19 protein-coding genes and 1 pseudogene are annotated in these 21,823 nt (G+C 66.2%); 7 read left to right on the forward strand and 13 right to left on the reverse strand.

The annotated features are described in order from the left end of the window. Positions 1-13: 13 nt before the first annotated feature. From ACSQ23_RS00230 to ACSQ23_RS00240, 3 genes are all read right to left on the reverse strand, one after another. Positions 14-403: a c-type cytochrome gene (locus ACSQ23_RS00230; RefSeq protein ID WP_056002478.1), complete on the reverse strand. Its 390-nt coding sequence runs from the start codon at positions 401-403 to the stop codon at positions 14-16. 152 nt (positions 404-555) lie between these two features. Beyond that, the gene (locus tag ACSQ23_RS00235) at positions 556-1,131 is read right to left on the reverse strand and encodes a dihydrofolate reductase family protein (RefSeq protein ID WP_436089343.1); all 576 of its coding nucleotides are present in this window, start codon (positions 1,129-1,131) and stop codon (positions 556-558) included. A 143-nt stretch (positions 1,132-1,274) separates the two neighbouring features. After that, complete coding sequence (locus tag ACSQ23_RS00240) at positions 1,275-1,934, reverse strand: response regulator (protein WP_056002484.1); 660 nt, start codon at positions 1,932-1,934, stop codon at positions 1,275-1,277. A 240-nt stretch (positions 1,935-2,174) separates the two neighbouring features. Between ACSQ23_RS00240 and ACSQ23_RS00245 the strand changes: the two genes are divergently transcribed. Then, the gene (locus tag ACSQ23_RS00245; protein ID WP_436089344.1) at positions 2,175-6,044 is read left to right on the forward strand and encodes a peptidoglycan-binding protein; all 3,870 of its coding nucleotides are present in this window, start codon (positions 2,175-2,177) and stop codon (positions 6,042-6,044) included. A gap of 45 nt (positions 6,045-6,089) precedes the next feature. Here the strand turns inward: ACSQ23_RS00245 and ACSQ23_RS00250 are convergent, their stop codons facing one another. The 4 genes from ACSQ23_RS00250 to ACSQ23_RS00265 form a co-directional block, all read right to left on the reverse strand. Then, complete coding sequence (locus ACSQ23_RS00250; RefSeq protein ID WP_436089345.1) at positions 6,090-6,593, reverse strand: GyrI-like domain-containing protein; 504 nt, start codon at positions 6,591-6,593, stop codon at positions 6,090-6,092. Positions 6,594-6,615: 22 nt separating this feature from the next. After that, a complete protein-coding gene (locus ACSQ23_RS00255; RefSeq protein ID WP_055887571.1) occupies positions 6,616-7,116 on the reverse strand; it encodes a GyrI-like domain-containing protein in 501 nt (166 codons plus the stop codon). An 88-nt stretch (positions 7,117-7,204) separates the two neighbouring features. Next, positions 7,205-8,050: an AraC family transcriptional regulator gene (locus ACSQ23_RS00260; RefSeq protein WP_055887575.1), complete on the reverse strand. Its 846-nt coding sequence runs from the start codon at positions 8,048-8,050 to the stop codon at positions 7,205-7,207. A gap of 226 nt (positions 8,051-8,276) precedes the next feature. Beyond that, positions 8,277-9,074, reverse strand: coding sequence for an alpha/beta hydrolase (locus ACSQ23_RS00265; RefSeq protein WP_055887579.1), 798 nt, complete (start codon positions 9,072-9,074; stop codon positions 8,277-8,279). Between the two features lie 120 nt (positions 9,075-9,194). On the opposite strand from ACSQ23_RS00265, the gene ACSQ23_RS00270 reads away from it, so the two are divergent. Next, on the forward strand, positions 9,195-10,163 hold the full coding sequence (locus tag ACSQ23_RS00270) for a GlxA family transcriptional regulator (RefSeq protein WP_436089346.1): 969 nt from the start codon (positions 9,195-9,197) through the stop codon (positions 10,161-10,163). 114 nt (positions 10,164-10,277) lie between these two features. Here the strand turns inward: ACSQ23_RS00270 and ACSQ23_RS00275 are convergent, their stop codons facing one another. Continuing rightward, a complete protein-coding gene (locus tag ACSQ23_RS00275) occupies positions 10,278-11,105 on the reverse strand; it encodes a phytanoyl-CoA dioxygenase family protein (RefSeq protein WP_055887587.1) in 828 nt (275 codons plus the stop codon). Positions 11,106-11,190: 85 nt separating this feature from the next. Between ACSQ23_RS00275 and ACSQ23_RS00280 the strand changes: the two genes are divergently transcribed. Both ACSQ23_RS00280 and rsgA read left to right on the forward strand, forming a co-directional pair. Further along, positions 11,191-12,042, forward strand: coding sequence for a helix-turn-helix domain-containing protein (locus ACSQ23_RS00280; protein WP_436089347.1), 852 nt, complete (start codon positions 11,191-11,193; stop codon positions 12,040-12,042). A gap of 141 nt (positions 12,043-12,183) precedes the next feature. After that, positions 12,184-13,257, forward strand: a complete 1,074-nt coding sequence (gene rsgA, locus ACSQ23_RS00285; protein ID WP_436089348.1) for a ribosome small subunit-dependent GTPase A — start codon at positions 12,184-12,186, stop codon at positions 13,255-13,257. Positions 13,258-13,529: 272 nt separating this feature from the next. Here rsgA and ACSQ23_RS00290 read toward each other — a convergent pair. Next, a pseudogene (locus ACSQ23_RS00290) lies at positions 13,530-14,117 on the reverse strand (alpha/beta hydrolase-fold protein); the annotation flags it as partial. Positions 14,118-14,297: 180 nt separating this feature from the next. On the opposite strand from ACSQ23_RS00290, the gene ACSQ23_RS00295 reads away from it, so the two are divergent. Further along, the gene (locus ACSQ23_RS00295; protein ID WP_055887600.1) at positions 14,298-15,230 is read left to right on the forward strand and encodes a sulfite exporter TauE/SafE family protein; all 933 of its coding nucleotides are present in this window, start codon (positions 14,298-14,300) and stop codon (positions 15,228-15,230) included. Beyond that, positions 15,230-15,988 (forward strand): TIGR02186 family protein, encoded by a 759-nt coding sequence (locus ACSQ23_RS00300; RefSeq protein WP_436089349.1) that lies wholly within the window; start codon positions 15,230-15,232, stop codon positions 15,986-15,988. The genes ACSQ23_RS00295 and ACSQ23_RS00300 overlap by 1 nt, the downstream gene beginning before the upstream one ends. A gap of 201 nt (positions 15,989-16,189) precedes the next feature. Here the strand turns inward: ACSQ23_RS00300 and ACSQ23_RS00305 are convergent, their stop codons facing one another. From ACSQ23_RS00305 to ACSQ23_RS00320, 4 genes are all read right to left on the reverse strand, one after another. Next, complete coding sequence (locus ACSQ23_RS00305) at positions 16,190-16,900, reverse strand: head GIN domain-containing protein (RefSeq protein WP_436089350.1); 711 nt, start codon at positions 16,898-16,900, stop codon at positions 16,190-16,192. A gap of 92 nt (positions 16,901-16,992) precedes the next feature. Beyond that, a complete protein-coding gene (locus tag ACSQ23_RS00310) occupies positions 16,993-17,418 on the reverse strand; it encodes a hypothetical protein (RefSeq protein ID WP_436089351.1) in 426 nt (141 codons plus the stop codon). Between the two features lie 176 nt (positions 17,419-17,594). Then, the gene (gene pdeM, locus ACSQ23_RS00315) at positions 17,595-18,323 is read right to left on the reverse strand and encodes a ligase-associated DNA damage response endonuclease PdeM (protein WP_436089352.1); all 729 of its coding nucleotides are present in this window, start codon (positions 18,321-18,323) and stop codon (positions 17,595-17,597) included. Then, positions 18,320-20,887, reverse strand: coding sequence for a ligase-associated DNA damage response DEXH box helicase (locus tag ACSQ23_RS00320; RefSeq protein ID WP_436089353.1), 2,568 nt, complete (start codon positions 20,885-20,887; stop codon positions 18,320-18,322). Before ACSQ23_RS00320 ends, pdeM begins: the two co-directional genes overlap by 4 nt. Positions 20,888-21,087: 200 nt before the next feature. Here ACSQ23_RS00320 and ACSQ23_RS00325 point away from each other — a divergent pair, with 200 nt between their 5' ends. Beyond that, complete coding sequence (locus ACSQ23_RS00325; protein WP_436089354.1) at positions 21,088-21,768, forward strand: nucleoside/nucleotide kinase family protein; 681 nt, start codon at positions 21,088-21,090, stop codon at positions 21,766-21,768. Positions 21,769-21,823 lie beyond the last annotated feature (55 nt).

Below are 21,823 nucleotides of genomic sequence, written 5' to 3' on the forward strand. Positions count from 1 at the left end.
ACCGGACTGCGCGCTACTGCGCCGGTGGCGTGGAAAACGTCGCGAGATAGGCGATGACGCTGGCGACGTCGTCGGGGTTGCGCAGCCCGGTGAACGCCATGTTCGAGCCGTTGACCACGCTGCGCGGCTTGGTGATGAACTTGCTGAGCGTCTCGACATCCCAGACCACCCCGGCCTGCCCTGCCTCGAGCATGGCCGGCGAATAGGTGAAGCCCTCCAGCGTGGCAGCCGGCCGGCCGATCACGTTGTTGAGCGACGGCCCGGTCTTGGCCGCCTCGTTCCCCACGGCATGGCAGCCGGCGCATCGCTCGAACGCCGCCGGGGCGAGCGCCGCATCGCCCTCAGCCCAGGCCCCTCCGGCGCTCAGCATGAGGGCGGCAATTGCAATCGCAGTTCGAAGCATCCACGACCTCCCTGATTGGCCTCGCGACCGAAATCAGCTCCCGGATCGTCGGGGCATCGCAAAGCAGGATATCGCAGCGCGGCACGCTCACCAACCGCCGATACAGCCGTTCCGCATTGCGGCTGCGGGTAGCCCCAATGGCGTCCTGCGGGTCAGCCCACAGACGACGCGTAGACGGCGTGCACCATGCCCGAGCCGAGCTGCCTGAGGTCGCGGAGGTCGAAGCGAGCGGCATAGTCGGCGGGGAACAGCCGAGTGCCGCAACCGAGTACGGTCGGATAGATCAGCATGTGTACCTGGTCGACCAGCCCGTGCGGCAGCAGCGAATGCACCAGTCCGGCGCTGCCATAGACCAGAATATCGCCACCTCCGTCGTCCTTCATCCGGCGGACTTCCCCGGCCACGTCGCGAGCGAGCACCGTGGTGTTGCTCCAGTCCGCCTGCTGCAGCGTGGTCGAGGCGACGTATTTGGGCATGCCGTTGAGCCGCCTGGCGAAGCCAGCGGGGTCATCGAGTGTCGGCCACACCGCGGCGAAGCCTTCATAAGTGGTGCGCCCCATGAGCGCGATATCGGCGGCCCATAGCTCCTGACGCATAATCTCGTCGCCCTCGGGACCGCGACTATAGGGACCAACCCAGTTGCCGAGGCCGGAGTTCTCCATGCCGACGGGATCCTGCACCACCCCATCGAGCGAGATGTAAACGCTCACCACCAGCTTGCGCGCCATTGGACTTCCTCTCGTTCTGGTTTCCGCTGATATCCATAGGACGATCAACGCAGCAGCGGGGCGACAGCTGCTGCCAAAACGAGCGCGAATTCTGCCAATGTGCGGTGGACCGCCAATGGCGGCCGGCAGGGCGACGAAGTCGCTTAGGTGCCCGACAGCAACTCGTCGAACTGGCCTTCCTCGATCTTCGACGCCGCGATCACCGCCTGGGTGCGGCTGTCGACATCGAGTTTCTGCAGGATGGCGGAGACGTGGGCCTTCACCGTCGCCTCGGAGATCGAGAGCTCGTAGGCGATCTGCTTGTTCATCAGACCGTCCGAAAGCATCATCAGCACGCGCACCTGCTGCGGGGTGAGCGTGCCGAGCCGCCGCATCAAAGCCGACTGGTTGTCCTCGGCCGGGAACTCCATGCCTTCGGGAACGAACACCTCGCCCGACAACACGGTTTCGATGGCCCGGCGGATATCGGCCGGGCCGACCGATTTGTGCAGGTAGCCCGAGGCGCCGAGCTCGAAGGCGCGGCGGATGATGCCGCCATCTTCGACGGCGGTGACGATCATGACCGGGATTTCGGGGTACTGGGCGCGCAGCAGCAACAGGCCGGAGAAGCCGCGCACGCCTGGCATATTGAGGTCGAGCAGCACCAGGTCGCAATCGCGATCGGCCTCGAGCGCGGCGCTGAGCGCCGTAAGGTCGCCCGCTTCCTCAACCGAGATCGACGGGTCGCCGCCGGCCAGCGTCTGGCGCAGCGCGGCGCGGAACAGCGGGTGGTCATCGACGATGATGATGCGACGGGTGGTCATCTTACGCGTGAACTCCTGGGCGCCCTACCTAACAAGCAGCTTGCCGCTTTTGTATCCCACTTAAGACGGGCGTGGGGACAGAGATTTGGCCGCTCGCCTTCTCCACAGCTCGCTGACGCCGATTCGCAAAATGCGATTGAGCTTAACGCGATCTTTACCATGTTTTCCCAAGAGTAACCGGATTGCTCATGGCCCGAACTGGGTCTGAGCTGTTCCGTTTCAGGTGCTTGGGATCGACCGATGGCCCGCGCGACTTCCACGTTCCAGACGCAAGACTACGGCCAACCGGGTTCCGGCGAATGGCAGGAGCTGCGCGGCGAGCTGGTGGCGCTGCTGGATCAGGTCGAAACGCAAGTCGCCCGCACTGCAAGGCCTGAGCCGACTTACCAGGGCCTCGCCGAACGGATGCGCGACCTGCGTCACCAGGTGACCGAGGCCGAGCCCGATACCCGGCATCGCGAAGCGCTGCGCTCGGTGCAGCGGGCCATCGACAAGTTCTCCGACCGCGATGAACCAGTGGCGCCGGCCAACCCGCGCGACACGCTCGAATCGGCGATCCAGCAGATTCGTTCGCGCCATTTCGGCGCCCCGTCTGCCCCTGCCCCGCAGCTGCCGCACCAGCAGCCGCCGCAGAGCGCGCCGCAGTTCGACGAACTGGCCGAAGCCGTGGGCGGCATTTCCACCCGTCTCGAGCGTCTCGAAGGCGAACTGAGGGTGCAGGCCAAAGGCCAGACCGCCAATGTGCGCGAGATCGCCGATCAGGTCGGCCAGCTCAGCCATGTGGTGGAGCTGCTGGCTGGCGCGGTGGGCGAAACCGGACAGGTGAAGCGGCTCGAGGGCCACATCGCCGGGCTCGCCAAGCTCATCGCCGATGGCCCCAAGCTCGACATGACAGCGCTGAACCAGCGGCTCGACGACGTGTCGCTGACCGTCGGTAAGCTGGCTGAGCTGCAGAAGCACTATGCTGACCGCTCCGACGTGAGCGGCATGACGGCGCGGCTCGACGACGTCAGCGCCACCGTGGGCCGGCTCGCCGACCTGCAGGTGCAGTACGCCAACCGGGTCGACAGCCCCAAGGATGGCCTCAAGGAGGCGATGGGCGCCATCGAGGATGGCGTCCGCAATATCTACGACCGGGTCGATGCGATCGAGCGGACCATGGCGATGCCGCCGGCCGAACTCGAAAAGATCACCGAGGAACTCGGGCGCGTGGCGCAGGCGATGAAATCGCCGCAGCAGCCGCAGGGGCTGATCGAGCTGATCGATGCCCTGAACGTCAGGATCTCCGATATCGAGGGGCGGAACACCGAAGTCGGCGAGCTGAAGCTCGATATGGAGGCGCTGCGCAACACCGTGCTCGGGGCGCTGGAGCCGCGCTTCGCGGCGTTGGAGCAGCAGCTCGAAGTCCTGACCGACAAGGTCGACGACCGGTCGTCCGAGGTCAGCATCAGCCAGCTCGAAGCGCAGGTGCGCCAGCTGGTGGCGCGCATGGATCAGACCGGCGAGCAGCTCACCGGCCTCGCAAAACTCTATGCGGCGCCGGCCGCCACTGAGGCGCCGGATTTCGACCAGCTTGCCGACCTGGTGGCAGCGCGCACCTCGGACGCCATGCGGCAGCTCGACCAGCCGGCCAAGGCCGGGCTCGACGAGGCCGGCTATGCCGAGATCGAGAAGCGCGTCAGCCAGGCGATGAAGGCGGCTGCCAAGGAGAAGCCAGCCGCCGAAACCGTCGCGCTCGACGCCACCATCCGTGAAGTGAACGAGCGGCTGAAGCGGCTCGAGACGTCGCTGGAGGCCAAGGCCCCTGCCCCGGCTGCTGCGGCTCCCGCAAGTTTCGCCAAGCTGCCCGAGACACCGGCGCCCAAGCTCGAGACACCCAAGCCGGAGAGCAAGCCGTTGGCTGCAGCCGCCGCGCCGGTGGTCAGCGAGCCGCTCAACCCGATCGCGCCGCTGCTCGACAACCTGTCGTTCGAAGACGAACTGCCGTCGCGCCCGCAGCGCGTTGACCTCGGCGACAGCATGCCGGCCGACCCAAGCATCGATGCGCCGCTGCTCGACAAGCCGTTCGGCGACGATCCCAATCCGCTGCGCACGGCGCTCGAAGTGAAGAACGGGCCGCGCAAGCGCCCGGCCGAGCCGAGCGCCGAACTGCCGCCGGCGCCGGTGCCCTCGCTCGACCTGATGGATGAGCCCGAGAAGCCGGCGTTCGACCCGACCCTCGCCGAGCGTCCGCCGCAGCCGAAATCCACCCTCGACCTGCCGGCCGACGAGGTGTTCGTCGCCAGCCCGAAGGCCGAACTGCGTCCGGCTGCGTCGGTGGCCGACGAGCCGCCGATGCCCAACCGCAACACCTTCATCGAGGCGCATCGCCGTGCCGCCCGCCAGGCGGCAGTCGGCAAGGCCGAGCCGGTTTCGGCGGCCGGTGGCTCGCTGATCGGCAAGGCGTTCGCGCGCTTCCAGGCGAGCCGCACCGAGGCGCCAGCTGTCGTTCCGGCAGTGACCATGCCAGCCAAGCCGGCCGCCGAGATGAGCAAGCCGGTGAAGGCGGAAAAGCTCGCCAAGGCCAAGGAGATCAAGCCGGTCGGGGACGAGACCGCCAAAAGCGGCCTGCCGTTCGCCGGATTGTTCAAGGCCAAGGCGCCACGCCAGTTGGCCGGCGACAAGGAGCCGGCGAGCCAGTGGCAGCCGGATGAGCCGGCGGCGCGCGTGCTGCCGGTCGCGCCCGAGCCCAACCTCGTGGCGCTCGGCGCCGAGGAAACCAGCCCGTCAGCAGACGACGCCAAACCGAAGCAGAGCTTCCTGCTCCGCCATAAGCAGCCGATCCTCTTGGCCGCAAGCGTCTTGGCGCTTGCCTGTCTCACCATCAACCTGATCAACCAGCGGATGAAGCCGTCCGAGGCCGAGGCACCGCCGCCGACCAGCCAGGCAACGCAGGACGTCGGCGACGCGGCCCTCACCCCGGTGCCGCTAGCCCAGCAAGGTTTCGCCGCGCAGCCTGGCAAGGCGACGCCCCGGGTGATCCCGACGCTCGACAAGCTGACCACCGCCTCGATCGGCGGCGGCGCCCCGCAGAAGTTCGTCTCCTCCGCCGAAGCCCCGAAAATGCCGCAGGCCTTCGAGGCGGCGACCGCCGTGGCCGAAAAGGCGCCCATCGGAGGCGAGGCGACGCCCGTCGGAGGCGAGGCGCCCGCCGGGGTTGCCAGCCTCAGCGACACGATCGAGCCGCTGGTCGACGCGATGGAAAGCCCGGTCAAGGTCGACCGGCCGCCGGCTTCTGTCGGCCCCGAGCCGCTGCTGGCTGCTGCCGCCAATGGCGATGCACGGGCGCAATTCGAAGTTGCGGCAATCTACACCGAAGGTCGCGCTGTCCCCGAGGACTTGAAGGCCGCGGCAATGTGGTACGAGCGCGCCGCCGGCCAGGGCTTTGCACCGGCACAATACCGGCTGGGCAACCTTTATGAGAACGGCCGCGGCGTGGAGAAGGATCTCGCCCAGGCGCGCCTCTGGTACCAGCAGGCCGCCGAAGCGGGTAACCGCATGGCGATGCATAACCTCGCCGCGCTCTATGCCGGCGGCGGACTTGGCACGCAGCAGTTCGACGCCGCTGCCAAATGGTTCGAGGAAGCAGCAAGCCGCGGCATGAAGGACAGCCAGTTCAACCTGGGCATGCTGTACGCCCGCGGGCTGGGGGTGAAGCAGGACCTCGCGGCCTCGTTCAAGTGGTTCAGCCTCGCCGCCAACAAGGGTGACAAGGATGCCGCCAAGTCGCGCGACGATATCGCCGCTTCGCTCGATGCCGCGACGGCGCAGCAGGTGACCGCCGACGTCGCTGCCTTCCAGCCGCAGCCCATCGATTTCGTCGCCAACTTCGCGCCGATCGGCACCTGGAGCGACAAGTTCGACCCGGGGGCCCCGATCACCAACCTCAAGGTGGTGAAGGGCGTGCAAATGGCACTGCACCAGCTCGGCTTCGACATCGGCACCCCCGACGGCATGGCCGGCCCCAAGACCGCTGAAGCGATCAAGAGTTTCGAGCGCTCCACCGGGATGAGCGAAAGCGGCGAGATCAATCCGCGGCTGCTGGCGGTGCTGGGCAGCCAGCCGGTTTAGGCAGGCGCAGGCCTTACCGGCGGCGCACGGTGGGACCCGTGTCGTCTAGCTCGCCAGCTTGATCGACAGCTCAACATCCCAGAGCAGCTTTCGCGGCTCGACCCGGGGATCGGTCAGATAGGCCTCGTAGCGGCACAAGTATGACTCGGCGCGCGTAGGGTCGATCGCCGCAAACGCGGTGCCGGTATCGCGGCCCCATTGCATGAGCGCCTGATTGCCGCGCAGGCCGTTGCCCCGGTAAATGAGCGAAGCATATCTGCCTCCTGGGAGCAGGCCGCCCTTGATTTGAGGATGGTCGAGCGGAGCGGCTCCAGTCAGGAAACCGGCCTCGATTTCCATGATGTCCCGCATATCGCAATGATAGTAGCGGAGGAAATACGGGCCGTCCTCCTCGAGGCCGTTGGCCTTGCTCCAGGCTCGCAGGTCCTTGAGCGCCCGTGTGGCGACGGCGAACATCCCTGGGAACGGGGTGTTCAACCGAATTCCCACGTAAGGCCGATCGGGCTTCTCGATGATCGTGACCGGACCGATGACGGTTTCTGCCTTCATGCCCCTCTCCAGGCCCACGCGCTCAAGGATTCTCGTCCTTGATCTTGATGGAGACGGTGGTCCGGCTCGACGCGGAGCCTTTGTCGTCTTCCGGGTTCGTACGATAAATTTCCGCCCGGTTCGCGAACCGCTCGCCGCTGCCCTCAGGCCGTGCGTCGAAGCTATGGCCAAGCCCTCGAGCCCAGATGATGAGCAGGCCGTTGACCTCCATCAGGTCGTCATAGGGGCCGATATAGGTGATTTCGGCATATCGTCCGGACGGCAGGATGCCACTCACGAAATCCCCCTCCGCAGGCAGCAAGCGCTCAACCGGCACGCCGAATTCCATCTCGATCACAGGCATGGCGACGAGGTTATGCTTGAAAAACACTGGGCCGGTGGGCACGACATTCTGAGTGTCCAGGCAGGATCGCAGCGTCGCCATGATGCTGGGAATTTCCGCTTCAAACGGCAGGGTGACGGTCCGCTTGAGGGCGAAATAGGGCGTCTCCGGGCGATCAACGATCCTGGGCAGCGTCAGCATGCCGATGTCCTTTGGCTCGGATCTGTCACAGGTTGCAACGCGGTGCAGCCGCTTGCCGCGGCCCGGTTGTTGGCGACGAGTCTCTCGATCATTGCTTGAGCTTGACCCAGATCTCCACAGTTCCGAACCCGGTCGATGGTTCGAAGTCTGGGCCGTAATACTCCACAAAACTGAACCACCGGGTGTCCGGCTCACGTCCGAGGGCTGGAATGCCGCTCTCGAATACGGCCGCACAGGTCGCGCGGATGCCCGAGATGTGCCCTTCATGCCTGAACTGAGCATAGGTTCCGGCGGGCAGCGTCATTTCGGTGAGGCCGGGCAAGAGATCACGGCCTTTTGGCAACGGCGCCGCCGCGAAGTAGTCGAAGCCGTCGCTGCCCTCCGGCATCGATCCAGTGACGCCGAACGCGGGGGGAGGTCCATCCACTCGCATCTCGGGCAGGTAGGGTCCGAAGCGCTGCCAGAGGTGTGGGATGGTATCCAGCGTCCTGAAGGTGAAATGGTTGCTGAGGCCGGCGATGCGCAGGGCATGCCGATCCTGCACGGCCGGCGGCGCGAGCTTCACTTTTTCGGGCGAGTCCATGCTCAGAGGCTCCACGAGATCGAGCGTGTCGAGCGAACGCCTCCGCCGTAATTCCTCGGGCGTCAGCCCGAACTGGTCGCGGAAGGCGCGGGTGAAAGCCTCATGCGACCCATACCCCGCATCGAGCGCCACATTGAGAATGTCGGGCGCTCCGTTGGCGAGTTCTTTCGCCGCCTCTGTGAGCCGCCGGCCGCGCAGGTAAGTCGAGAGTTGGTAGCCGGTGAGTATCGGAAAGGTGCGCGACAGGTGCGAGCGTGAAACGCCTGCATGGTCCGCCATCGCCTCAAGCGAAAGCTCATTGTCCCGGAAGCGGGTCTCGACGAACCAGACGGTCTTGAGCACTGCAGACATGGGCACTCCCAACATGAAGCCCCACTCTATGCCATCCCGCGAACTGCGGCTTGATCTGCGTTGAGGTCGCGAACCCCTGGGGTCCCGCTCAGGCGGGAACGCAGATGACGTCGCAGTCGGGCTTCGCCCAGGATCAGATGGCCAAAAGTCCGCTTCGAGCCGAAGCGGACTTTTTGAGGCGACCGGTCCCAACCGCGTTATCGTCGGGACCGGTGGGCTTGGCCATTCAGGCCGCCAGCCGCAGGGCGGGGCGCTTGTCGGTAGCGTGTTCGACGGCCCAGTTGAGCGCCAGGTCGGCGACGGCTTCCCAGCCCTTGTCCATCAGCGTCCAGTGCGAGCGATCATCGAAGATCTTGAGCTCGGTGGTCGAAGCGGCCTGCTTCTGCTTGCGGTAGATGGCGTCGGTCATCGAGGCGTCGGCGATCAGGTCCTTGCCACCACCGATGAGCAGCAGGGGCGCGCGGTTCTGCCCGGCCCAGTCGATCAGCATCGGGTTGATCACGCCATCCCAGTAGACCTTGCCGGCGGTCGGGATGACGTAGCGGTCATACTTGGCTTCGGGGTTCGGTTCAGTCTGGGCAAAACGCGTCGAGAAGAACTTCAGCGACATGGTCTTGGCCTTCTTCCACGAGAACAGATCGCCGAACACCGGCAGGGCGGAGACGATGGCCTGCGGACCAAGCGGCACGCCGGGGGTGGGAGCGGGGTTGATCGCCGCGCCGGAGACACCGAGACCACGAGCCAGGAGCTGCTGCACGATGACGCCGCCGAACGAGTGCCCGATGAGGATCGGCTGTTCCGGCAGGGCGCGGATGATCTTGTCGAAGTGGTCGACGATCTCACGCTGGCCGATCTTTGCCAGTTCCGGGGCCGGGTTGGCCCGCAGTGCCGACGGGGCGCGTTCGTCGAACGGCCAATCGGGGGTGAGCACGGTGTAGCCCTTGGCTTCGTAGCGGGCCTTGACGTTTTCCCAGCTGAGGCTGTTGAGCCAGGCGCCGTGGATCAGAACGATTGTCTTGGTCATTTTGGGTCTCTCCTTGGTTGGGCGAACCCTTGTCCGCCGCGATGTGATGACCCTAAGCTTGAGCTTGACCGGCGACGATTGCCGCAACTGACATAGTCGGGGCCAGAAGTGACAAAGACGATGGACGCATTGAGACACACCGAAATCGGCCTCCTGCTCTACCCCGGCTGCGCCATGGCGTCGGTGCACGGGCTCACCGATGCGTTCCAGGTCGCCAACGACTATGCGCGCCAGCATGGCGGTGCCGACCGCATCCGCACCAGCCACTGGCGGGTGGGCGAGGCCGGCTTCGAGCGCAGCTATGACAGCGACCCCGGCGCCAGCGGGCAACCCGAATACATCGTCATTCCCGGCCGGCTTGCCGATCCGTTGACCGCGGCAGAGGCGGCCGATTTCACCGGCTGGCTGCGTCAGCGTCACGACACCGGCGCAACCATCGCCTCGATCTGCGGTGGCGCCTTCATGCTCGGGCATGCCGGGCTGCTGTCGGGACGACGCGCGACGACGCACTGGCTCTATGCCGAGGCCTTCGGGGCGGCGTTTCCGGATGTCGAGGTCACGGCCGGCGATATCATCGTCGAGGACGGCGACATCATCACTGCCGGCGGCATGCTGGCCTGGACCGACCTGGGGCTGCGCCTCGTCCATCGCGTGCTGGGCCCGACGGTGATGGCCGACACGGCCAAGTTCCTGCTGGTCGACCCGGCCGGGCGCGAGCAGCGCCACTACTCGACCTTCGCGCCGCGACTGTCACATGGCGACGACGCGGTGCTGAGGGTGCAGCACTGGCTGCAGGCGCATCGCAGCGAAGAGATCAATGTCCCGGACCTCGCCGAACGGGCCGGGCTCGAGACCCGCACTTTCCTTCGCCGCTTCCAGAAGGCCACCGGCCTGAGGCCGACCGAGTATGTGCAGGCGCTCAGGATCGCACTGGCCCGAGAGCGGCTGGAGTTCAGCCGCGACACCGTCGAACGGATCGCCTGGAACGTCGGCTACAAGGACACATCCGCCTTTCGCCGGGTCTTCCTCAAGGTCACCGGCCTCTCGGCCAGCGCCTATCGCGACCGGTTCGGCGCTGCTGCCGCCTAGAGCATTGCACCGTTTCCTTGAATCGGCGCAATGCCCTAAGTCTTTGATTTGGTCGCGCTTTCGAACCGGAAAAGTCTGCAACTTTTCCTGAAAGCGCTCCAGCGCCCGCGCCTTTCAGTGCGGGCCGGCGGGGAGATCCTGCGTCGTGCCACAGGGGCCGCCGTCCATGTTGACGGCGATATCCTGCTTCTCACCGTCGAAACTCAGCGCCTCGTAATAGTGGCTCATTTCGACGGTGCTGGCCGGCACGTAGTGGAAAATCAGTGAGCGGCGGAAGCGATCGGTGCTGGTGTTCGGCGTCGAGCCATGAATGACGCTGCCATTAAAGAATAGCACGTCGCCGGCCTTCAGCTCCATCATCTGCGGCTCGAGGCCCGGCGGCGGCTCGACATGCTCCGTCGTGAAGAACAGCGTCGGGTCGGCCCTTTCGGGGCAGGCAATGTCGAGGCTGGCGGTCTGGGGTACGCACATCATGCCGCCATTGCCCGCATCGGCATCATCCACCGCGACCCAGGCGGCCATGCAGGTGCCCGGCTTCACCCTGAGGTAGAAGTTGTCCTGGTGCAGATCCTGTCCGCGGGCCCCGGGCGGCTTGAAATAGAACATCGACTGGCAGGCGAAGGGATCTTCGCCGAACAGTTCGGCGAGGATCGGCCGCAGCCGCGGGTCCCGCATGTAGCGCAAGGCGAGCGGGCCGACCGATTTGTCCATGTGCTTATGCGGGTGCATCATCCTGGGATAGCGCGCGAGGGGGTCGCTCGAGGCGGCCGGCGCCCCGGCGCGCGCCTTGGGCACGTCGGACAGACCCGGCACCGGTCCATCCTTGGCCTCGTGCATGAAGGTGTCACGGATCTCGTCGATCTCATCGCGGCTGAACAGGCCGCGCAGCGCCAGAAAGCCGTCACGCTCGAACTGCTGCTTCTGCTCGGTCGACAGTGCCATTGGGTTCCTCCTGTTGCGAGCAAGCTAACTCGCGAGACCGCGGAGCAACATGGAACATTGGGTCGATCGCATGTAATATTCTGCTATGGCGCAACCTCACGAGTTCTCGCACACCCCTGTTATCCGGCTGCTGACCGGTCATTACCGCGAAACATCCGGCTATCGAGTGCATCGGCCGGATGGTGTCGGAGACTGGCTGCTGATCTTGACCATCACCGGCGCCGGCCGCTTCGGTCACGTCGGTGGAGAGTTGATTTCGGGCCCCGGCGACTGGGTGCTGATCCGGCCGGGGACGCTGCACGACTATGCGGTTGCCCCTGCTGCAGCCGGTTGGGAACTGCTCTGGGTGCACTTCCATCCGCGCGCCCATTGGCTGGAATGGCTTGATTGGCCGGCCATTGCACCCGGCCTGATGCTGCTGCGGCCCGATCCCCCGAAAGCCGCCGAGCGCTTCCACGAGGTGCACCGGCTGATGCACGGCGACCTCAGACAACGAGAGGCTTTCGCCATGCATGCGCTCGAGGGTCTGCTGCTCGAATGCGACCTGATGAACCCGCTTGCCGCCACGTCGCATTACGACGCGCGCGTGCGCCGGGCGATGGACTACCTGGACGGCAACCTCGCCAGCAAGGTTTTGCTCGACGACGTCGCCGCGGCGGTCGGCCTCTCGAGCTCACGGCTGGCGCATCTGTTCACGGCCGAGACCGGCCAGAGCGTGCAGCGCTACCTCGAGATGCGCCGCATGCAGCGGGCCAGCGAACTATTGGCGCGCACCGGCTTCTCGGTGCTGCAGATCGCCGAAACCGTGGGGTTCGACAGCCAGTTCTATTTCAGTCAGCGCTTCAAGCGGTGGACCAGGCAAAGCCCGCTGGCGTTCCGCCAATCTCTGCGGCCGGTGCACCGCGATCGCGTTGACACGCCCTCGGGTCGAGGCTAGCTTTCCCTCGCCGCGCAACAGAGAGGAGGCGCTCCGATGACTGACATTGTGAGAACTGCCTTCCGTCGCGCAGCCGCGTAACTTCCGCACACACGGGATTCCGGCTGGCGCCTTCATGGCCCCGATCCAAGGAATTCCATTTTGCTCGAACAATACGGCTGGAGCGATGCGCTCAAGCAGCAATTCACCACCCACGCGGCCGCGGGCCTGATCCCGGCGCGGGTCATCGTGCAGCAGCGCGGTCTCTACGACATCGTGACCGAGCTGGGCGAACTCACGGCCACGCTAGCCGGCAGGCTCGCCCATGACGCCGAGGACGGAACCCTTCCGGTCACCGGCGACTGGGTTGCGGTACTGGCGCGGCCCACCGAGGGGAGCGCGACGATTCAACATGTGCTGCCACGCAGCAGCACGTTCACGCGCCGCGCCAGCGGCCCGGGTGCGGCGCGCAGCCAGCTTGTCGCCGTCAATGTCGATGTCGCCTTGCTGGCTGCCTCGATGAACGCCGATCTCAACGCACGGCGGATCGAACGCTATCTTGCTACCGCCTGGGAGAGCGGGGCCGACCCGGTTATCGTCCTGACCAAGGCCGATATGTGCAGCGACGCCGAGGCGCGCCTCAGCGAGATCGAAGCGGTGGCGATGGGCGTGCCGGTACTCGCCGTATCGGCGGTGACCGGAGCCGGGCTCGACGCCTTGCGGGGCTACCTCCAACCAGGACGGACAGCCGTGTTGCTCGGCAGTTCAGGCGTCGGCAAGTCGACGCTGGTCAATGCCCTGGCCGGCCGGGAGCGGATGGCTACCCAGGCCATCCGCGAGGACGACGCCCGTGGCCGCCACACCACTTCGCACCGCGAACTGGTGCTGCTGCCCAGCGGGGCGCTGATCCTCGATACGCCGGGCATGCGGGAGCTCGGCCTGTGGGAGGCCGGCGACGGCATGTCGGCGGCCTTTGCCGATATCGAGGCGCTCGCTGCGCAGTGCCGCTTCCGGGACTGCGGCCATGACGGCGAGCCCGGCTGCGCCATCGCCGCGGCGCTCGCTACCGGCGCGCTCGATGCTGCACGCTGGCGGGCCTATGGCAAGTTGCAACGCGAGCTGGAATTCCAGGTCGGCAAGGAGGACCCCAAGGCGCAGGCTGAAAGCCGCAGGGTCCGGATGAAGCGCAACAAGCTGCACCGCGCCGAGATGAAGTTTCGCAAGCGGCTCGAGTGAGTTGGTCGTATCGAACCGCCAGCGCGTTCCGGGCTCACCCGGAGCCGAACGCCCAGCGCACCATCCTGACGAACTCGGCTTGCCAGAATGGGTCGCCATGGTTGCCGGCGCGCTCGTTCATGACGACATCCGCGCCGGCGATCCGCAGGGCCTCGGCCCAGCGGTTTGCGTTTCTCGAGGAAGAAAGGTTCGAGGGTGCCAGCGGTGAGGTAGGCTCGCGGCAACATTTTTGGCATGACCGCAGGCGGGCGGTACCCCGCCCCGGGAGAGGCGGCGAACACGGTGTGGTAGCGATCCGGGTGTCGCATCCCCATGGCGAGGGAGAGTTCGGCGCTCGCCGATACACCAGCTACCGCGGTGCGCTCGGCCGGCGGCGCCGCACCGAACCTCGATCGGACCCATCCGCGGAGGCTATGAACAAAAAACTGCTCGTGCGCCGCAAAGCGTGCCGGATCGATCGGGGGCGAATACTCGCCCAGCCTGAGCATCTCGTCCTCGGACGTAACCCGATGGGCACCGACGATCATTGTCGGCACTGTGCCCGCCGCTTCGAGACAGGCGCCCCACCCGGAAATCAACTGGCCGTCACCAGCGAACACCACGGCCTCGGGACGGTCGGGCGGCAGGTACACCGTAACCTTCCGACCGCCATCGTAGTCAAAGGTCTCGGTGACGAACTCACCGACGACAGGATCGGCGCGAGGCGGTTCCGGAACACTCTCGTCCCCCCTGTCGCGGTCCGGGTCGTCAGCAGGTGCCACGTTGCCCTCCGCCTTTCCGGCATCCGGTTGGTATTGCGAGCGCTGAGAAGTACTGGCTGCCGGTTGATAACAAGGCAGTCCGTCTGGGTCCACATCCACCCGGTTACCGGCGACACGTGGAACGGCTTAAGTCCCATATTCCCGACCCACCCGGTAGGCTAACCTCGCCTTTGTATTTTGCTGCTAATGCTCGGTGGCATTTCGCGAAAAACCGTCGCATTTCCGTCGCGGCCTCACGCTAGAGCCTCGGGAATGCCCTAGTGCTATTGGACGCCCCACGTGCAGGTCTATCTGCCGATCGCCGAGCTTTCGATGAACCTGTTCTTCCTTGTGGGGATCGGGGGCGCGGTCGGGTTCCTGTCGGGGCTGTTCGGGGTGGGCGGCGGGTTCCTGCTGACGCCACTGCTGATCTTTTCAGGCGTCCCGTCCTCGGTCGCGGTGGCCTCGGTAACCGGCCAGGTGGTGGCGGCTTCCACCTCCGGGGCGCTCAGCTACTACCGGCGCGGGCAGATCGACCTGCATATGGCGCTCTACCTGGTGCTGTCGGGTGTGCTTGGGGCGTTCGGCGGCGTTGCGACCTTCCAGGTGCTGCGCGCCGCCGGCCAGCTCGATCTCGTCATCTCGCTCGGCTTCTTGATCCTCCTCGGCTTCGTCGGCACGCTGATGCTGATCGAGGCGGCGCGCGCCATCATGAAGCGCCGCGCCGGTATCGTGGTGCGGGAAAAACTGCCCAACCAGCACAACTGGTTCCACGGCCTGCCGTGGCGGGTGCGATTCAAGAAATCGCGGCTCTATATCTCGGTGATCCCGGTGCTGGCGCTGGGTGTCGCCATCGGCTTTGTCGGTTCGCTTCTGGGCATCGGTGGCGGCTTCATCCTGGTGCCGGCGCTGGTCTACATCCTCAGGATGCCCGGCAACATGGTGATCGGCACGTCGCTCCTGCAGGTGGTGGCGATGATGGCGGCGACCACCATCCTCCACGCCGTGTCGAGCCAGAGCGTCGATATCCTGCTCGCCTTCTGCCTGATGGTCGGCGGCACGGTGGGGGCGCAGTTCGGCGCCTCGGCCGGCAAATACCTGCGCGGCGAACAGCTGCGCGCACTGCTCGCCATCCTCGTTCTCGCTGTCGCCATCCGCTTCGGCATCAGCCTGGTGCTGACCCCGGGCGATGTCTATTCGACCGCCGTGATCGGCGCGTCGGGGGTGATCTGATGCGCCGGCTGCTGCTCGCGCTGGCGCTGGTGCTCGCCGCCTCGCCGGCCTCTGCCGAGCGGCTGGTGACGCAGGTCAGCCAGGACGAGGTGTCGATCACCTCGAGCTTTGCCGGCCAGACGCTGACATTGTTCGGCTCGATCGAGCCGGAAGTGGGCGCCGAACAGCGCTTCGTCGAAGGCCCCTATCACATCATCATCACCGTAACCGGGCCGCTGCAGAACCGGGTGGCGCGGCGCAAGACCAACCAGTTCGGCATCTGGCTCAACACCTCGCAGGCCGAGTTCGAGCGCTTCCCCTCGTTCTACCAGGTGCTGAGCGACGCGCCGTTGAGCAACATCACCGACCCGATCACGCTGGCGGAAAAGGAAATCCCGCTCGACAGCCAGGCGCGCTACACTGCCAAAGCCGGCTGGTGGGACGCCACGGTGTTCGGCGGCGAACTCACCCGGCTGATGCAGCAGAAGGGCATGTTCAAGCTCAACGAGAACGGCGTGGTGTTCCGTTCGGACACCTTCTACTTCGCGCAGGTGGCGCTGCCGTCCGACGCGCCGCCGGGACCTTATCTGGCGCATACCTACCTGATCAAGAACGGCCAGGTGATCGCCGAGAAGTCCGACGGGTTCTCGGTCAGGAAGATCGGCTTTGAGCGCTTCCTCGGCCAATCGGCGCGCACGCAGCCCCTGCTCTACGGCCTGGTCTGCGTGGCGCTGGCGCTGTTCACCGGCTGGCTCGGCGGCGTGGTGTTCAAGCGGTAGAGGCGAGAGCCTCCCGCCCGTGCCGGCGTCATCCCCACCTGCGCGCATACGCGCAAAGTTAGGGTCGTGGCCTACCCACCGGGTCATTCCCGCGAAAGCGGGAACCTCTGTTTTGGTGCCTGCCGCATGATCGCAAACGGTGTTCCCCGCTTTCGCGGGGATGACCCGGTGGGCTTAACCAAACCCAGGTTGTGCCTAAGCCTAGTTCTCCAGCTTGATATCGCTGCCGCTGCTCGCTTCCTGGTCGACCTCGGCTGGGTTGCCGTAGATGCTGAGGTCGGAGCCCGACGAGGCGTTGGCCTTGATCGACTTCGAGGCATAGACCTCGAGGTCGGAACCACTGGAGGCGTTGGCATCCATGGTGGCGCAGAGCAGGTCTTCGGCATCGAGGTCCGAGCCGGACGAGGCGTTGGCCTTGCCGTCGACGCACGTACCTTCGATCTTGAGGCCAGCGCCGGACGAGGCGTCGAGCTCGACCAATTTACCGACCACGCCGCTAAGCGACAGATCAGCGCCGCTCGAAGACCCGAATTCCAGGATGTCGCCGGTCATCCCGGCGGCGACGACATCAGAACCGGCACTGGCTTCGATCTTCTTCAGCGCCGGCACGGTGATGGTGAGCTTGATCTGGTCGCGATCGCCGAAGCTGAAAATGTCGAAGAAGCTCCAGTCGTAATAGGCCTTCAGCGTGTTGCCCTCGACCTTGAGCTGCAGGTCGTCCAGCAGGCGCTTGTCCTTGGCCTCAGCAGTGATCGACTGCGCCGCCCCAATGCTGACGACGGCGTCGATGCCCGAGGAAACATCGAGCGCGGTAAAGGCCGGCAGCTCGATGGTGCGCGTCTCGGCGAGGGCCGGCGCAGCGAGCAACACGAAGGCCACCGAAGCGGCGGCAAGTTTCACGATCCCATGCATGTCAGGCGTCCCATCCTGTGTGAGGCTGACACGTGGGTGGTGTGTTACATGCCGATCAAGAGCAAGGCAGCAGTTTATTTCGGCATGCCGAGCTATTGGATGCAGCCGTCGGGGCCGCCACAGGGCACCTCACCACCGGCACCGCCACCGCCGTCGCCGCCGGCGCCTTCCGAGCTCTTGGTCTCGGGCGCGGCGCCAACGCCAGCACCGAAGTTCAGCACATTGCCCAGGGCCTTCTTGCGCGGAGCGCCCTTGGGCAGGTAGCCGGTGCAGGTGCCGCCATCGGAACAGGCGACCAGAACCCCGTTATTGGTGTTGTAGCAGCCGTAGCCGGTGCCACCCTCACCCTTGACCGGGACACCGCCGCCACCCTCGATGTTGTCGCAGGCTTTCTTGACGTCGTCCTTGCTGGCCTGGAAAACCACCCGGCTCTCGGCGATGGCCGAAGCGCCGAATGACAGGGCGAGGGTAATGCCGAGGATGAGGGCCGGAAGTCGCGCGTTCGCGATATGCAGCATGGCTGTTCTCCATAACTGCGGGCACAGTCAAGCGCCCGGGGGGACGGCCCACCGCCGGACGACAGTTCTCCAAAATGCTGGTCGGGTCGATACGGCCCGAGGTCGCCAAGTGGCTTACCGAGGTCGCCAAGTGGCTTACCGAGGTCGCCAAGCGGCTTACCGAGGTCGCCAAGCAGCTACCAGTCGGAGCCGGGCACCAGCCGCTTCGGGCTCACCGGGTACACCCGCCCCCGCCCGATCATCGCCACCTCGAGGGTCGGCCAGTGCAGCAGACCGACGAATGCCGGACTGAGGATATTGAGGCTGCCGGTAGCGGAGCCGTAGGCGGGGAGCACAAACAGCCGGCCATCGTGGACGAAGCAGGGGCGGCGCACCGAGCGGCCGTTCATCGCCACATGGGCAGCGGGGTGGAGGTGGCCGGCGATGACGCCCTGCCCCGCTCCGGGCTCATGCGTCAGCGTCAGCCCGGAGCGGCTGAGGCCGGTGACGCAAACGCCGCCGAGGCTGTGCGGGGCGGGATCGTGGTTGCCCGAAATCCAGGTCCAACGGGCCTTGCCCATCAGGGTGGCGAGCCGCAGGCGGTCGGCCGGCTGCAGCGTCGAAGTGCCCTCGTCGCGGTGAAAACTATCGCCCAGCGCGATGACTTCGGCTGCGCCGGTCGCAGCGATGTCGGCCTCGAGGCGGCGCAGCGTCAGCCCGGTATCATAGGGCGGCAGCAGGCTGCCGCGCCTGGCGAAGGACGAGAGCTTTTCTAGGTGCAGGTCGGCGACCAGCAACACGCCCTCGGCGGCCCACCACAGGGCGCCCGAGGGGAGCGGCTCGAAGCTGTGACCGGCGAAATGCAGGTACACGGGGTCGCCCCTGTCATCGATCGGGGCAGTGCGCGCTGCCCAGGCTGAAGTCAATTCGCCCGTTTCCTCATCTCGCTTGACGCGGGGCTGACGCCCATGGCCTCGGCGATCAGTTCCTCGGCGGCTTCGGCCATGGTGCTTTCGCGGGCCTCGCCGACCACCGGAACCTTTCCGATATCGAGCAATACCGGTACCGCCAATGGCGAGATTCGGTCGAGCGGCTTGTGCACGATGTGACGCTTGATGCGGGCGAGCATGTGGCCGAGCCGCTCGATGTCGAGCAGCCCGCGGGCAGCGTCGCGGCGGGTGGCCTGGATCAGGATGTGGTCGGGCTCGTGCTGGTAGAGCACATCGTAGATGATGTCGGAGGAGACGGTGATCTGCCGCCCGGTCTTCTCCTTCTGGCCCGGGTGCCGGCGCTCGATCAGCCCGGCGATGATGGCGCAGTTGCGGAAAGTGCGGCGCATCAGCTGGCTCTCGTCGAGCCAGGCCTCGAGATCGTCGCCCAGCATATCCTCGTCGAACAGGTCGTCGAGCGACAGCCGGTCGGTGCGGATCAGCGCCGAAAAATCGCCCAGGCCCCAGACGGCGAGCGAGTAGTCAGACGCGACGAAGCCGAGTGGGCGGGCGCGGGCCCGCTCCAGCCGACGGGTCAAGAGCATCCCCAGCGTCTGGTGCGCCAGCCGCCCCTCGAACGGGTAGCAGACGAGATAGTTCTGCGCGCCGCGGGGGAAGGTCTCGACCAACAGCGAGTCCTCGGCAGGCAGGATAGAGGCCTCCTGCTGCAGACGCAGCCAGTCGCTCACCTGGTCGGGCAACAGGTGCCATTGGTCGGGATGGGCGAGGAGCTTGCGCACTCCGTCGGCGAGGAAGGTGGAGAGCGGGAACTTGCCGCCCATATAGGAGGGGATTTTCGGGTCCTTGCCCTGCGAGCGCGAGACATAGGCCTCGCTCTCGAACATCCCCTCGTAGGCGACGATCTCCGAGCCGAACAGGAACGTGTCGCCCTTGGTGAGGGTGGTGAAGAAGTACTCCTCCATCTCGCCCAGCACCCGGCCGAAGCGGCCGATCGGGCCGGTGGTGGCGCCCTTGGTGAAGCCGCGGCCCTTGACCAGCCGCACCTTCACCATCGGCTCCTCGACGATGGTACCGATATTGAGCCGGTATTGCTGGGCCACCTGTGGGTTGGAGATGCGGAACTTGCCGTCGCCGGTCTGGCGGAGCTTGGCATAGCGCTCATAGGCGCGCAGCGCATAGCCGCCGGTGGCGACGAAATCGACGGTACGCTCGAACTGCTCCCAGCTGAGCTCGCGATAGGGCCAGGCGCGGCGGATTTCGGCGTGTAGTGCAAGCGGATCGAAGGCATCGGCGCAGGCCATACCGAGGATGTGCTGCGCCAGCACATCGAGGCCGCCCGATACCGGATCCTCGCTGTCCTGGTGGTTGTGCTCGACGGCTTCCAGCGCTGCCTCGCACTCCAGCACCTCGAAGCGGTTGGAGGGGACGAACAGCGCCTTGCTCGGTTCATCCAGCCGGTGATTGGCGCGGCCGATGCGCTGCAGCATGCGGCTCGCGCCCTTGGGGGCGCCGACCTGCACCACGAGATCGACATCGCCCCAGTCGATGCCGAGGTCGAGCGTCGAGGTGCAGACTACCGCGCGGAGCCGGCCTTCGGACATCGCCGCCTCGACCTTGCGCCGCTGCTCCACTGCCAGCGAGCCGTGGTGCATGGCGATGGGCAGCATGTCCTCGTTGGCCTGCCAGAGTTCCTGGAACAGCATCTCGGCCTGGCTGCGCGTGTTGACGAACAAGAGCGTCGTCTTGTGCTCTTTGATGGTGCGGTAGAGATCGGGGATGGCGTAGAGCGAGGAGTGTCCGGCCCAAGGGATCACCTGCTCAGACTTCAGAATTTCGATATGCGGCTTCGCTCCGCCCTGCCCCATCAGCAACCGCGCCTCGGCGCCCGGCACCGGGCTCGCGATCCAATCGCGCAACAGGTCCGGGCGGGCCACGGTGGCGCTGAGCGCCGTGATCCGGAGTTGGGGCGCGATCGAGCCGAGCCGCGCGACACCGAGCGACATCAGCTCGCCGCGCTTGTTGGTGACCATGGCGTGCAGCTCGTCGAGCACGACGCGCCGGAGCGAGCCGAACAGCTTGCCGGAGTCCGGATGGCTCAGCAGCAGCGCCAGTTGCTCGGGCGTGGTCAAGAGGATCTGCGGCGGATCGAAACGCTGCCGCTGCCGCCGGTGTGACGGAGTATCGCCGGTGCGGGCCTCGACCCTGATGCCAAGGCCCATCTCGCTGATCGGCGTCATCAGGTTGCGCTGCACGTCGACCGCCAGCGCCTTGAGCGGCGAGAGGTAGAGCGTGTGCAGCCCGGGCCGCGGGTGCTCGATCAGGTCGTTGATGGTGGGCAGGAACCCGGCCAGCGTCTTGCCAGCGCCGGTCGGGGCGATCAGCAGCGCCGAGTCCCCGGCCTCGGTCGCCTCCAGCACCGCAAGCTGATGCGCGCGCGGCGCCCAGCCCTTGCCGGCGAACCAGTCGGTGATCTCTGAGCGGAGGGGCAAGGGGCGTTCCCGGTTTGTGCCTAGTATGGGGGGCGGAAGGTTCAGCGACAAGAGGCAAGCCGGTGGCTGTGCCCCCCACCCCTGTCCCCTCCCCGCAAGGGGGAGGGAGACGCTTCCACTGGCGTTAGTGTTTTGGTCTCCCTCCCCCGTGCGGGGAGGGGACAGGGGTGGGGGGCAGCACGCGCAAATGTTCAACGTTTCATTCCCGCCGCCTCGGGAATCCATTACCAAGGACGGCCGGAGGCCCGCCAATGAACGACAACGAACAGCAAGTGTTGCAACTGAGGCCGGAGGCGGCGCTGGCGCTGCTGGTCGAGCGGGTGCAGCACATGCTGACCACCTACGACGGGCGCATCGCCATCGGGCTCGCCGGCGGGCCGGGTGTCGGGAAATCGACGCTGGCGGTGAAGCTGGTAGAGGCGCTGAACGCGACGACCCCTGAGCTGGCCGCCTATGTGCCGATGGACGGCTTTCACATGCGGCACGCCAAGCTCGAGAGCCTCGGCACGGTGAAGGACAAGGGGGCGCCGCACACTTTCGAAGGCGCGGCGTTCGCTGAGTTCCTCGCTGGGGTGAAGGCGGCGACGGTGCAGGTGAGCGGCCCCGGCTATTCGCGCGAAATCGAGGACGTGGTGATCGACGCCTTCATCGTTCCGGCTGGCGCGCGGGTGCTGGTGGTCGAGGGCAACTACCTGCTGCTGGCCAATGCGCCGTGGTGGCAGGTGCGGCCGCTGCTCGACCTTGCGGTGTTCATCGACCTGCCGCGCCACACGGTGAAGGCGAGGCTGCTGGCACGGCATGCCGAGCATGGCCTGTTCACCGCCGAGCGCAACCGCGAACATATCGAGCGCGTCGACCTCGCCAACTACGATCTGGTAAAACGCTCCCGCGGCCGTGCCGATATCGCCATAGATCTGGTGACCGAGCGCTGACCCGGCTACCGCCGCGCCCATGCGCCTGCTACGCATCTAAGGCGTCTCGGCGGCG

The sequence above is a fragment of the Devosia sp. LjRoot16 genome (genome assembly GCF_964252795.1).
Classification (GTDB): domain Bacteria; phylum Pseudomonadota; class Alphaproteobacteria; order Rhizobiales; family Devosiaceae; genus Devosia_A.